At 69.3% G+C, this 13,392-nt stretch carries 9 protein-coding genes; 5 read left to right on the top strand and 4 right to left on the bottom strand.

Annotated elements, in window-relative coordinates:
- Nucleotides 1–24 precede the first annotated feature (24 nt).
- Nucleotides 25–1,716, top strand: coding sequence for a carbohydrate binding domain-containing protein (locus OG289_RS41780; protein ID WP_327319206.1), 1,692 nt, complete (start codon nucleotides 25–27; stop codon nucleotides 1,714–1,716).
- 324 nt (nucleotides 1,717–2,040) lie between these two features.
- Here the strand turns inward: OG289_RS41780 and OG289_RS41775 are convergent, their stop codons facing one another.
- The 4 genes from OG289_RS41775 to OG289_RS41760 all read right to left on the bottom strand — a co-directional run bounded on the left by OG289_RS41775 (nucleotide 2,041) and on the right by OG289_RS41760 (nucleotide 8,982).
- Nucleotides 2,041–3,291, bottom strand: a complete 1,251-nt coding sequence (locus OG289_RS41775; RefSeq protein WP_327319205.1) for an alpha-L-fucosidase — start codon at nucleotides 3,289–3,291, stop codon at nucleotides 2,041–2,043.
- Nucleotides 3,292–3,393: 102 nt separating this feature from the next.
- Nucleotides 3,394–6,489 (bottom strand): alpha-mannosidase, encoded by a 3,096-nt coding sequence (locus OG289_RS41770; RefSeq protein ID WP_327319204.1) that lies wholly within the window; start codon nucleotides 6,487–6,489, stop codon nucleotides 3,394–3,396.
- 104 nt (nucleotides 6,490–6,593) lie between these two features.
- Nucleotides 6,594–7,931 (bottom strand): 6-phospho-beta-glucosidase, encoded by a 1,338-nt coding sequence (locus tag OG289_RS41765; RefSeq protein WP_327319203.1) that lies wholly within the window; start codon nucleotides 7,929–7,931, stop codon nucleotides 6,594–6,596.
- A 286-nt stretch (nucleotides 7,932–8,217) separates the two neighbouring features.
- On the bottom strand, nucleotides 8,218–8,982 hold the full coding sequence (locus OG289_RS41760) for a DeoR/GlpR family DNA-binding transcription regulator (RefSeq protein ID WP_327320965.1): 765 nt from the start codon (nucleotides 8,980–8,982) through the stop codon (nucleotides 8,218–8,220).
- A 126-nt stretch (nucleotides 8,983–9,108) separates the two neighbouring features.
- Between OG289_RS41760 and OG289_RS41755 the strand changes: the two genes are divergently transcribed.
- The 4 genes from OG289_RS41755 to OG289_RS41740 all read left to right on the top strand — a co-directional run bounded on the left by OG289_RS41755 (nucleotide 9,109) and on the right by OG289_RS41740 (nucleotide 13,389).
- A complete protein-coding gene (locus OG289_RS41755) occupies nucleotides 9,109–10,128 on the top strand; it encodes a carbohydrate kinase family protein (RefSeq protein WP_327319202.1) in 1,020 nt (339 codons plus the stop codon).
- Between the two features lie 133 nt (nucleotides 10,129–10,261).
- Nucleotides 10,262–11,548 carry an ABC transporter substrate-binding protein gene (locus tag OG289_RS41750; protein ID WP_327319201.1) on the top strand — a complete coding sequence of 429 codons (1,287 nt, stop codon included), beginning with the start codon at nucleotides 10,262–10,264 and terminating at the stop codon, nucleotides 11,546–11,548.
- Nucleotides 11,548–12,510 carry a carbohydrate ABC transporter permease gene (locus OG289_RS41745; RefSeq protein WP_327319200.1) on the top strand — a complete coding sequence of 321 codons (963 nt, stop codon included), beginning with the start codon at nucleotides 11,548–11,550 and terminating at the stop codon, nucleotides 12,508–12,510. The genes OG289_RS41750 and OG289_RS41745 overlap by 1 nt, the downstream gene beginning before the upstream one ends.
- Nucleotides 12,511–12,525: 15 nt before the next feature.
- Nucleotides 12,526–13,389: a carbohydrate ABC transporter permease gene (locus OG289_RS41740; protein WP_327319199.1), complete on the top strand. Its 864-nt coding sequence runs from the start codon at nucleotides 12,526–12,528 to the stop codon at nucleotides 13,387–13,389.
- Nucleotides 13,390–13,392 lie beyond the last annotated feature (3 nt).

Below are 13,392 nucleotides of genomic sequence, written 5' to 3'. Positions count from 1 at the left end.
CCCCCATTCCTTCAGGGAGACCGTGTGCGCACCACACCGCTCGGACGCCCATGGCGTCGATTCCTCGCCCTCCTCGGCACCGCCGGACTCGCCCTCGCCGGGGCCGTGGCCCTGCCAAGTACCGCTCAGGCCGCCAACGTCCTCACCAACCCCGGTTTCGAGTCGGGCACGCTCTCGCCCTGGTCCTGCACCGGCAACCTCGGCTCGGTCGTCTCCTCCCCCGCGCACGGCGGCTCCAAGGCCCTTGCGGGAGCGGTGAGTTCGAGCGACAACGCCACATGCCGCCAGACCGTCTCCGTCCAGCCGAACACCACGTACGCGCTGACCGGCTGGGTGCGCGGCTCCTACGTCTACCTCGGCGTCGACGGCGGCGCCTCCACGTGGACGACTTCCCCGTCGGCGTACAGCCAGTTGTCGGTGTCCTTCACCACGGGGGCCTCGCAGACCAGCGCCACGATCTACGTCCACGGCTGGTACGCCCAGGGCACCTACTACGCCGACGACGTCAGCCTGGACGGGCCGGGCGGCGGAGGCGGCGGCTCGGACACGCAGGCGCCTACCGCGCCCGGCGGGCTGGCCTCGACCGGCAAGACGTCCTCCAGCGTGTCGCTGTCGTGGAACGCCTCGACCGACAACGTGGGCGTCACGGCGTACGACGTCTACAGCGGGTCCGCACAGGTGCTCACCGTCTCGGGGACGTCCGCGACGGTCGGCGGGCTGTCCGCGAGCACGGGTTACACCTTCACCGTGAAGGCGCGCGACGCGGCCGGCAACGTCTCCGCGGCCTCCGACTCGGTGTCCGTGACGACGAACGCGGGCAGCGGCGGCGGGACCGGGTTCAAGCAGGCCGCGCCCTACCTGTACGAGGGCTGGGGCGATCCGCCGAGCGTGTCGACGGTGATGAGCTCGACCGGCGTCAAGTGGTTCACGATGGCGTTCATGCTGGACGGCGGCGGCTGCAACCCGATGTGGGACAGCACCCGTCCGCTGGCCGGCGGCGTCGACCAGAGCGTCGTCAACCAGGTGCGCTCGGCGGGCGGTGACATCGTGCCGTCCTTCGGCGGCTGGCAGGGCAGCAAGCTCGGCGCCAACTGCTCCTCCGCCAGTACGCTCGCCGGCGCGCTGCAGAAGGTGATCGACGCCTACTCGCTCAAGGCGATCGACATGGACATCGAGAACACGGACGAGTTCGAGAACGAGGCCGTGCAGGCCCGGATCCTCACCGCGCTGAAGACGGTCAAGGCCAACAACCCGGGCCTGAAGACCATCGTCACCTTCGGGACCTCGACCACCGGGCCGACGTACTACGGCAACCGCCTCATCGAGCAGGCCAAGTCGCTCGGCGCCGACATCGACGTCTTCACCATCATGCCGTTCGACTTCGGCGGCGGTTCGGACATGTACGGCAACACCGTGAACGCGACGGAGGGGTTGAAGGCCAAGCTGAAGTCCACCTTCGGATGGGACGACGCGACCGCCTACGCCCACATCGGCATCTCCGGCATGAACGGCCTGTCCGACCAGCAGGAGAACACCACGCCGGCGATCTGGACTTCAATCCGCGACTGGGCCAACAGCCACCACATCGCCCGGCTCGCCTACTGGGCCGTCAACCGCGACCGGCCGTGCCCGGGCGGGGGCGTGGTGAGCAACTGCTCCGGCATCAGCCAGAGCGCCTGGCAGTTCACCTCCATCACGGCCGGCTTCACCGGCTGAGCCCCTCGCAAGCGAGGCGAAAGTCCCCCGGATTCAGGTCCGGGGGACTTTCTTTCGCGGAAGGTGTATCAGGACCCGGGGTGCCTGCTCTTTAAGGGTGAAGGGCCCCACCGGGGGAGCGTGGGGGAAGCGCCGGGGGTCCTGCGGGGGAAGCACAGGGATCAACGGGGGAAGAACGGGAATCGACGGGGGATTCCCGGGGGAACGGGGGATCGGGTCGGTCGGCCGCTGTCACGGGGAGCGACCGACCGGCCCGAACGCATGCCCCCTCATGCCCGGCTCAGGATCCGCCCCGACCCGGGCCCTACGTGCCTGGCGACCGCGTCAGAAGCGTCCCGAACCCCGGTACAGCTCCAGTTCGCCCTCCAGTTCCACCGCGAGCACCGTGGCGTGCGGGTCGAGGTCGGACCCGGCCGGCGGGTCGATCCACAGCACGCCGACCGCCTCGTGCAGCCCGCCGGCCACGCGGTGGGCGAGTTCCGTTCCGGTGCCGAGCACCGTGACCTTGCGGACCGGCGTGACCAGGCCCCGGACACCGATCTCGGCGCGCGGGATGTCGAACAGGGTGAGATAGAGGGTGCGGCGGTCGGCGGAGAGGGTGCTCGGCCCGTAGTGGTGCCCGGGCGGGAGCCCCCGCACCGTCCCGTACACGGCCTGCGCGTGCTTGCGGATCCACTCCCCCAGGCCTTCGAGGCGCTCGACCTGCGGTTGCGGGATGGTGCCGTCCTCCATCGGGCCGACGTCGAGCAGGAGGTTGCCGCCGCCACCGATGGTCTCGGTGAAGTAGCGGACCAGCTGGGTGAGCGACTTGTGGTTGTGGTCGTGGTGCCGGTACCCCCACGAGTCGTTGATGGTCAAACACAACTCCCACGGCCCGGCCGGGGGTTCGATGGGGGCGCCCTGCTCGGGGGTGGCGTAGTCGCCCTCGCTGAGCATGCGGGCGTTGAAGACGACGTCCGGGGAGTACGAGCGGATCAGCGCGGCGAGCTCCTTGATGCGCCACTGCTCCTCGCTTCGGTCCCACTCGCCGTCGAACCACATCAGGTCGGGCCGGTAGCGGGAGGCCAACTCCCTGATCTGGCCGTCCCGGTAGGCGATGAACCGCTCCCAGGCCGCCAGGTCCTCGTCCTCGGCGGAGCACTCGGAGTAGCGGTTGTCCTCCATCTCCGGCGGGCGGCCCGGCTTGCGGGTGGTGGCGTAGTCGGGGTGGTTCCAGTCGGAGTGCGAGTAGTACAGGCCGACCTTGAGGCCCTTCTCGCGCAGGGCGTCGGCGTAGCCGGTCAGGTAGTCGTGGCCCAAGTTGAGGTCGCCGTACGCGGTGTCCCACAGGGCGACGCCGTCATGGTGACGGCTCGTCAGCACCGCGTACTTGGCACCGGCGCGGGCGAACAGGTCGGCCCAGGCACGCGGGTCGTAGTGGGCGCCGGTGAAGCGGTCGAGCTGGGACATGTACTGGTCGTGCGGCACGATGTCGTCGTAGAACGACCAGGACTCCTGGACGCCGTCGACGGCGTAGATCCCCCAGTGGACGAAGATCCCCAACTTGGCGTCGGTGAACCAGGGTTGCATGGGCACGGCTGAACTCCTCCGCAGGGCAGGGCACTTCGGGACGGGGGCGGGCGCGCGGTGTGGCGTGGTGCGGTGCGGGTCGCGGGCCCGCCCCCGAGGGCGCCGTTGCTAACGGCCGGTGATGGTGCGTTCCAGACGGAGCGTCAGGATCTGGAAGGGGCGCAGGGCGACGGCGACGGCACCGTCCTCACCTACGGTCGCCGGTTCCATCGCCCGCTCCAGCAGGTCGGTGACCTGGGCGCCCGCGAGCGGGAAGCCCGTGCGCAGGGTGCCGGTGGCCCGGCCGCCGCGGGACTCGTAGAGGCGGACGACGACGTCACCGGACTCGTCGTCGGCGAGCTTCACCGCCTCGACGGTGATGCCGTCACCGTCCGCCGAGACGACCGGCTCGGGCGCGTCCGCCACGCCCGCCACGCGCAGCGGAAGGTTGAGGGAGTACCCCTCCGCGACCGCGTCCTCGATGCTCGCGCCGGGGAGCAGCGCGTAGGTGAAGCGGTGTCGGCCCTGATCGGCCTCGGGATCGGGGACGCGCGGGGCGCGGACCAGGCTCAGGGCGACCGTGGTCGTCGTACCGCCGTCCTCGCGGACCGTACGGGAGACGTCGTGACCGTAGGTGGAGTCGTTGATGACGGCGACGCCGTAGCCGGGCTCGCCGATGTGCACCCAGCGGTGGCCGGAGACCTCGAAGCGGGCCGCCTCCCAGCTGGTGTTGGTGTGGGTGGGGCGCTGGATGTGGCCGAACTGGATCTCGGCGGAGGAGTGCGGCGCCCGGATGTCCACCGGGAAGGCCGCCTTGAGGATCTTCTCCGCCTCGTGCCAGTCGATGTCGGTCTCGAAGTCGATGCGGGGGCTGCCGGCACGGAGGGTGATGGTCTGGGTGATCGTCGAGCCCTTGCCGAAGGAGCGCGCGATCCGGATCGCGCCGACGAGCGGGTCCTCCTCGACGACCGTCACCGCGTCCGGCTCCAACAGGTCGGTGTACCGGTTCTTGTAGTGCTTGTCGATGTCCCAGGCGTCCCAGTAGTTCGGGAGGTCGGTGTGCAGGCGCAGCAGGTTGCCCTGACCGGCGAGAACCTCACGGTTCGACCGTAGATCGAATACAGAAGACAGTGTGCCGTCTTCTGCGACTTGTACACGGACCAGGCCGTTGTCGAGGACACGACCGGCGACCGTCACGGGCTGCGGCGGCCGCGCGTCCGCCAGCGGTGCGCTGCCGCTCGCGGGCACCTCGACGTACGCCGGCGCGCCCTCGGGCGTGCGGACCACCTCGGCGCGGGCGTACGGGCTGGTGTTGAACACCCGCGGCGAGACCGGCGAGCCGTCGCCCGTCGCGCCCGCGCCCGCCCGGGCCCCGCCCAGCGCGGCCACCGCCTCGGCCGTCAGGGCCTCCAACTCCTCAGCGACACGCGCGTATTCGGCCTCCGCCTCGCGGTGCACCCAGGCGATGGAGGAACCCGGCAGGATGTCGTGGAACTGATGCAGCAGGACCGTCTTCCACAGCCGGTCGAGCTTCTCGTACGGGTAGGCGTAGCCCGGCGCGTGCAGTGCGGCCGTCGTGGCCCACAACTCCGCCTCGCGCAGCTTGTGTTCGCTGCGTCGGTTGCCCTGCTTGGTGCGGGCCTGGGTGGTGTAGGTGGCGCGGTGCAGCTCCAGGTAGAGCTCGCCGACCCAGACGGGGGCGTCCGGGTACTCCGCGCGGGCCTTGGCGAAGAACGTGTCGGGGTGCTCGAGCACGACCTTCGGCGAGCCTTCCAGGTCGGCCAGCCTGCGCGCCCGTTCCATGATCTCGCGGGTGGGGCCGCCACCGCCGTCGCCCCAGCCGAAGGGGGCCAGGGAACGCGTACCGCCGCCCTTCTCCGAGTAGTTGCGCACGGCGCGGTCCATCTCCTCGCCGCTGAACCGCGCGTTGTAGGTGTCGACGGGCGGGAAGTGCGTGAAGATGCGGGTGCCGTCGATGCCCTCCCACCAGAAGGTGTGGTGGGGGAACTTGTTCGTCTGGTTCCAGGAGATCTTCTGGGTGAGGAACCAGTCGTTCCCGGCGAGCTTGGCGAGCTGCGGGTAGGCGGCGTTGTAGCCGAAGGAGTCCGGCAGCCAGACGCCCTTGGTCTCGATGCCGAAGTGCTCGATGAAGAAGCGCTTGCCGTGGACCAGTTGGCGGGCGATGGCCTCGCCGCCGGGCAGGTTGCCGTCGGACTCGACCCACATGCCGCCGACGGGGGCCCACTGCCCCTTCTTCACCGACTCCTGGATGCGCGCCCACACGTGGGGGTAGTTGTCGCGCACCCACTCGTACTGCTGGGCCTGCGAGCAGGCGAAGATGAAGTCGTCGTACTCGTCGGCGAGCGAGGTGACGTTGGAGAAGGTGCGGGAGGTCTTGCGCTTCGTCTCGCGGATCGGCCACAGCCAGGCGGAGTCGATGTGCGCGTGGCCGACGCCGGAGATGGTGTGGGCGCTGGCGTGGGCGGGGCGGGCCAGCACGGGGGCGAGGACCTCGCGGACGGCCGCGGCGCTGCCGGAGACGTCGTCCAGGTCCAGGACGTCCATGGCACGGTCCAGGGCGTGCATGATCTCGTGGCGGCGCGGCTCGTGCTCGCCGAGGTGCACCATGAGTTCGCGCAGCACCTGGAGGTCGAGGTCGAGGTGCCAGACCTGCTCGTCGAGGACGGCGATGTCGGCGCGGCGGAATGTATACAGTGGACGGTCGCCTGCCGTCAGTACATCGCCCAGCGGGGTCGGCGCCGCGAAGTCGCCTGCCAGGATGTCCGGGTTGGAGGCGGCCTCGACGAGGTAGTCGATGGTCTCCCCGCCCATCGCCGGGTTGCCGATCGGCACGTACTGGTTGAGCGGGTTGACCGCCTTCAGCGGTGTCCCGTCGGTGAGGTGGACGAGGGCCTCGGCCTGGTTGCCGGGCCAGTCGCCCACGAAGCCGAGGTCGATCACCGCCTCGACGCGCCGGCCGGCCCACTCGGCGGGCACCTGTCCGCGCATCCGGAACCATGTGGTGCCCCACGGCGGACCCCACGGGGTGTCCATCGCGAAGGGCTCGTAGGTGGCGGCCGCGGCCTCCGCGAAGGGGACCGGCTCCCCCGGCGCCTGCCAGGCCTCGACCTCGAAGGGCATGGTGGCCGCGTAGATCGCGGGCTTGATGCGCTGGTTGTGGACGCGTTCGACGCGCTCCTCGATGCGGCGGCGTTCGTCATGCATGGGGAATCTCCAGAGAGGGACCACGGAGGCCGGGGCGGCACGGGGGCCAGGGGCTGGGCGGACCGGGCGGACCGGGTGACGGGAAAGCGCTTTCCATCGGGCGCCTACTTAAGGTACGCCAGCCCGGGGTGGACGTCGGTGTAGCCCTCGACCAGCCTGCGGGCCACGTTCACCGAGTCGACGAGCGGGTGCAGCGCGAACGCCTTCACGGCCGTCGCGCGGGAGCCCGACTCGGCGGCGGCGAGCACCTCGCGCTCGACGCCCTTGACCGCGCAGACCAGACCCGTGGCGTGCTCGGGCAGCGGGGCCACGGCGACCGGGTGCGCGCCGTTCGCGTCGACGAGGCAGGGCACCTCGATGACGGCGTCCGTGTCGAGCACCGAGAGGGTGCCCTGGTTGCGGACGTTGAGGATCAGGGTCGTGCGCTCGTCCCGGGCGATGGCCCGCATCAGGGCGAGGGCCACCTTCTCGTAGCCGCCGGAGAGGTCGTCGGCGTCGCGTTCGCCGGCGCCGGCCGCCTCCCGGTTCTCGGCCATGTAGGTGGCCTCGCGTTCGGCGCGGGTGCGGTCCCAGGCGGTCAGGGCCGCGGCGTCGGGGCGCTTCATCTCCTCGTAGAAGCGGGCCTGCTGGTCGGCGAGGAAGGCGCCGCGGGTCTTCTCGGCCTGCTGGTAGGCGCGGACGGCTTCCCGGTTGAAGTAGTAGTAGTGCAGGTACTCGTTGGGGATCGCGCCGAGGGACTGAAGCCAGTCGACGCCGAAGAGCTTGCCCTCCTCGAAGGAACCGAGGAGGTCGGCGTCGGCGAGCAGCCGCGGGAGCTCGTCGCGTCCGGCGACGCGCAGGCCGCGGACCCAGCCGAGGTGGTTGAGACCGACGTAGTCGATCCACGCCTCCTTCGGGTCGGCGCCGAGGACGCGGGCGATACGGCGGCCGAGGCCGACCGGGGAGTCGCAGATGCCGATGACGCGGTCGCCGAGGTGGCGGGACATGGCCTCGGTGACCAGGCCCGCCGGGTTGGTGAAGTTGATGACCCAGGCGTCGGGGGCCAGGCGGGCCACCCGCCGGGCGATGTCGACGGCGACGGGGACCGTCCGCAGACCGTAGGCGATGCCGCCGGCGCCGACCGTCTCCTGGCCGAGGACGCCCTGCGCGAGGGCCACCCGTTCGTCGTTGGCTCGGCCTTCGAGGCCGCCGACGCGGATCGCGGAGAAGATGAAGTCGGCGCCGCGCAGAGCCTCGTCGAGGTCGGTGATGGCGGTCACCTTGGGGGCGTCGGGGACGCGGGCCGCCTGCTCATCCAGTACACGGGCGACTGCATACAGTCGACTGTCGTCCAGATCATGCAGAACGACTTCCGTGACCCGCCCCTCGGCCCGGTCCGTCAGCAGCGCCCCGTACACGAGCGGCACCCGGAACCCACCGCCGCCCAGAATCGTCAGTTTCACCGGGTTCCTCCGAGGATGCCCCGGCGTCCAGGCTGGGGGAAAGACGAGCCCCTGCAGAGCAGGTCACGGAACGAGGATTCGACCTTTGGACGGACATCTGCCCACATGATCGGGTAAACTCCGCGCAGTGCGTTGCGAGAACCAAGCACGCGCTGTCTCCTTGCACTTGTTCCAAAAACCCGGGCTGGTTTCAACCCGGCTGGTGCTGATCGCGTAAGACTCGATCGCTTGCTGAGCGTTCGAGCACCGTGAGCCAGGAATCTCCTTCGATTGCGAGGGAGAGGATTCAAGCTTGCACCTTTCCTGCCACGACTATCTCGACGCGGGCCTCCTCCAAGGAGGCCCGCGTCGCTGCGTCGACCGGCGTGTCCGTCACCACCACGTCCAGGTCCTCGGGACCGCAGACCTTCGCCATACCCGTACCCGGGAACTTCGCCGAGTCGGCGAGCAGGACGACCTTGTCACCGGCCTTGATCATGGCCCGTTTCACTGGCACCTCGACGACCGTCGTGTCCATCACCTGTCCGGCCGGACGCACTCCACTGGTGCCGAGGAAGAGCCAGTCGGCGTGCAGCTGGCGCAGGTTGTCCTCGGTGAGGAAGCCGACCAGGGAGCGGTACTCGCGGCGGACCATGCCGCCGAGCAGCACCAGCTCGATGCCCTCGTCGTCGGCGAGCTCCTCGTAGACCACGAGGTTGCTGGTGATCACCGTCAGCCGTCGGCCGTGCAGCTGCCGGGCCAGGCGGTAGGCGGTGGTACCGATGTCGAGGAGCACCGACTGGCCGTCCGCGACCATCGCCGCGGCGCGAGCGGCTATGGCGTCCTTCTCGGCCACGCGCACCTCGGCGACCTCGGCGAAGGGCTGGTCGCCCTCCTCCGCGACGGCGCCGCCGTGCACCCGGGTCAGCAGGCCGTCCTCCTCGAGTTTGACCAGGTCACGCCTGATCGTGGCCGGGCTCACACCCAGCTGCTCGGAGAGATCGGTCACGGCCGCGGGGCCACCGGAGCGCAGGGCCCGCAGGATGAGTTGATGTCGTCGTTCTGCCAGCACGGCGTGAACACTACTCGTCATCTTCAATCAAATCCATGCTCACTTCTGCTGAGGTATTGACCAAAGTCGCGGAGGGGCGCACGATTCCGGTCACCGAAATGAAGAGTCTTGACGAGAGGATGCGCGGTGGACGACGACCGGCCCGAGGTGCTGCTCACCGGGCTGCTCTTCTACGACCTCGTCCTCACGGGGCTCGGCAGGCCTCCGACGCCGGGCGAGGAGATCTGGACGGCGGGCATGGGCTGTGGCCCCGGCGGCATCGCCAACCTCGCGGTGGCAGCGTCCCGCTTCGGCCTGAGGACCTCGCTGGCCACGGTCTTCGGCGACGACTTCTACGGCGTCCACTGCCAGGAGGTCCTCGCCGGTAAGGAGGGCGTCGACCTCGCCCTCTCCAGGGTGGCGGACGGCTGGCACACCCCGGTCACCGTCGCTCTCGCGTACGGCCACGACCGGGCCCTGGTCACCCACGGCCAGGAGCCGCCGTACTCGCAGGACGAGCTGATGGGCGACCCGCCCGAGGCGCGCACGGCCCTCGTGCACCTCGAGGCCGAACCGCGCGCGTGGCTCGCCAAGGCGGCCGCGAACGGCACCCAGATCTACGCCGACGTCGGCTGGGACCCCACCCAGCAGTGGTCCACCGACCTCCTCGACCGGCTCGCCCTGTGCCACGCCTTCCTCCCCAACGAGACCGAGGCGATGGCGTACACCCGGACCGACAGCGCGGTCGCCGCGCTCGGCACGCTCGCGGAGCTGGTGCCGGTGGCCGTGGTCACCCGGGGTGCCGAGGGCGCTCTCGCGGTCGACCAGACGACCGGGGAGTACGCCGGGGTCCCCGCCCTCGACGTCGACGTCCTGGACGCGACGGGCGCCGGGGACGTGTTCGGCGCCAGCTTCGTCGCGGCCTCCCTGGGCGGCTGGCCGCTGGAGGAACGGCTGCTGTTCGCCGTCCTGGCCGCCGGGCTCTCGGTGCGGCATCACAGCGGCGCCCTCGCCGCCCCCGGCTGGTACGGCGTCGACCGATGGTGGCGCTCGGTGAGCGACCCCGAGCTGAGGCGGACTTACGGCTTCCTGGCCGACCGCATCCCGGCGGACGTGGGGCCGCCGGTGCGGTATGCGCCGGTCACCCCGCCAGCCCAGCGGCTCTGACCGGCTCCGGCTCTGACCGGCTCCGGCTCCGGCTCCGGCTCCGGCTCCCAAGAAGCCAACCCCACGCAATGCCCCTCGAATTGCACCCCGTCTTCTGCGAAGACGCGAACAGATCCGAAAGGCGGTGGGAGCTGTGCGGCTCTCACGTAGAGGCCTGCTGCGCGCGAGCCTGGCCGGTTCGGCCGCCACAGCGCTCGGCGGCCTGGCGTCCGGCTGCGCCGTTCCGACCGGCTCGACCGGCCGGAACATGGTCCTGTGGTACTGGGACGGCGGCCTCGGCGACACGGTCATCAAGAACGCCAAGGCCCGTTACGACAGCTCGGTCGACCTCCGGGCCATCAAGATCGGCGGTTACTACCGGTCGAAGCTGATCACGACGATGGCCGGGCGCGCCCACGTTCCCGACATCGCGGGGCTGAAGGGCGAGGACATGGCGTCCTACCTGCCCAACGCCGACCAGTTCGTGGACCTGCGCACCCTCGGCGCGGACAAGCACAAGTCCCAGTACCTGCCCTGGAAGTGGGAGCAGGGCATCGCGGACGACGGCACGATGGTCGGCTTCCCGATCGACTGCGGCCCGGTCGCGCACCTCTACCAGTACGCCGTCTTCCAGAAGGCGGGGCTGCCCTACGAGCCCGCCGACGTGTCGAAGGAGCTCAACACCTGGGAGAGGTTCTTCGCGGCGGGCGAGCGGCTCAGGAAGCGGATCCCTGGAGCCTCCCTGCTCACCGACGTCAACAGCGTCTTCGAGAACGTGGTGCAGCAGGGCAGCCTGCGGTATGTCGACAAGGACCGCCACTTCATCGGCGACCAGGAACACGTGCGCGACGCCTGGGCGCTCGCCGTCGAGGCCAAGCAGCGCAAGATCGTCTCGAACCTGGTCAACGGCACCCCGGACCAGTTCTCGGCCATCGAGGCCGGCAAGCTGCCGAGCCAGTTGGGCGCCTCCTGGGCCACCAGCGACCTCAAGAACGGCCTACCGAAGACGAAGGGCAGGTGGCGGGTGGCCGACATGCCCGTGCGGCCCTCCAACAACGGCGGCTCGTTCCTGTCGATCACCAAGGCGTGCCGGGAGCCCGAGCGGGCCTTCCAGATCATCAGCTGGATGCTCGACGCGGGCAACCAGGCGCAGGGCTTCGTCGACGCGGGACTCTTCCCCTCGACCCCCGCCTCGTACGACCTGAAGCAGGTCCGCGAGCCCGACCCCTTCTTCGGCGGCCAGATCACCATGGACGTCTTCGGGCCCGCCGCGCAGAAGATCGCGGTCGCCTACAACAGCCCCTTCGACGTGGCGCTCGGGCAGCCCATCAAGGACGAGATCAAGAACGTCGGCGTCCTCGGCAAGGACCCGAAGCAGGCCTGGAGTGACGCCATGAGCACATGCCGGCGCATCGCGAAGCACCTGGGGGTGAGCTACTGATGGCCACCCTTCCCGCACTGGAGAGGCCCCCGGCGGCAGTGACGGAAACACCCACGACGCAGCCCGGGAAAGGTTTCCGCAAGTACTGGCACCTCTACGCCGCGATCTCCCCCTTCTACCTGCTCTTCCTCTGCTTCGGTCTGATCCCCGTCGGATTCTCGCTCTACCTCTCCTTCCACCGCTGGGACGGCCTCGGCTCGATGGAGTGGGCGGGTCTCTCGCAGTACCAGTACCTGCTGAGCGACTCCGAGTTCTGGAGCTCGATCGGGACCACGATCGTCATCTGGGCGCTGGCCACCTTCCCCATGATCTTCCTGGCGATGGTGACGGCCGTGATGCTCAACTCCGCGGTCCGTTTCAGAAACCTCTACCGCATCGCATACTTCCTGCCGAACGTCACCTCGGTCGTGGCGATCGCGATCATCTTCGGTTCGGTCTTCTCCACCAACTTCGGTCTCGTCAACGCCTTTCTGCAGGCAATAGGTTTCGACCAGATCGCCTGGCTGAACACACCGTGGGGCATCAAGATCGCCATCGCGACGCTGATGACCTGGCAGTGGACCGGTTACAACGCGATCATCTTCCTCGCCGGGCTCCAGACCATCCCGAGCGAGCTGTACGAGGCGGCACGGATGGACGGCGCGGGTCCCGTGCAGACCTTCTTCCGGATCACGCTGCCGATGATGCGCCCGGTGCTGCTGTTCGTGCTCGTCGTGTCGACGGTCACCGGTCTGCAGAGCTTCTCCGAACCCCAGGTCCTGCTGCAGAACACGTCGAACGACTCGACGTTCTCGGGCGGTCCGGGCCATGCCGGCCGGACCATGGTCCTCTACTTCTTCCAGCAGACCTTCGACAACAACGACTTCGGCTACGGCGCCGCCGTGGCGTGGGGCATCTTCCTCGTCGTCGTCCTCTTCTCGATCATCAACTGGCGCCTGGTGCAGCGCCGGGGCGAAGACTAGGGAGGCCCGCACACCATGGCATCCATCCAAGGAACCCGGCGGACCAAGGGGATCGAGGGGTCCCGGCGCAGAGGGCTCGCGCTGCACGCGAGCCTCGTCGTCGGCATCCTGCTCTCGGCCTTCCCGTTCTACTGGGCCGTGATCATGTCGACGCACACCTCGTCGGAGATCTTCTCCTACCCGCCCAAGCTGCTGCCGGGCACGCACTTCCTGGAAAACGTCCGCAACCTCTTCGACAACATCGATTTCTTCGGCTCGATGTTCAACTCGCTGCTGGTGGCGGGTTCGGTGACGTTCCTGGTCCTGTTCTTCGACTCGCTGGCGGCCTTCGTCTTCGCCAAGTTCGAGTTTCCGGGCAAGCGGCTGCTGTTCGTGCTGCTCATGTTCATCTTCATGGTCCCGGCGCAGCTCCAGGCCATCCCCCAGTTCGTGATCATGGCGAAGCTCGGCTGGATCGGCTCGATGACGGCGCTGATCGTGCCGGCGGCCGCGAACGCGTTCGGCATCTTCTGGATGCGCCAGTACATGACGGGCGCGATCCACGACGAACTCCTCGACGCCTCCCGCATCGACGGCGCGAACTTCCTGCGCCAGTACTGGCACGTGGCCCTCCCGGTGGTCCGGCCGGGCCTGGCGTTCCTCGGCATCTTCACCTTCATGGGCCAGTGGAACGACTACGCCTGGCCCCTGATCGCCCTCACCAACCCGGACAACGTGACCCTCCAGGTCGCCCTGTCCCAGCTCAACGGCACCCACGGCACGACGGACTACGGAATGGTCATGACCGGCGCACTGCTCGCCCTCGTCCCGCTGCTGATCGTGTTCGCGGTCGGCGCCCGCCAGATGATCGGGGACCTCGCCAAGGGAGCGATCAAGTGAGCG

The organism is Streptomyces sp. NBC_01235, from assembly GCF_035989285.1.
Lineage (GTDB): Bacteria > Actinomycetota > Actinomycetes > Streptomycetales > Streptomycetaceae > Streptomyces.
The sequence above is the reverse complement of the archived record's forward strand: the minus strand, read 5'-3'. Positions and strand labels throughout refer to the sequence as shown.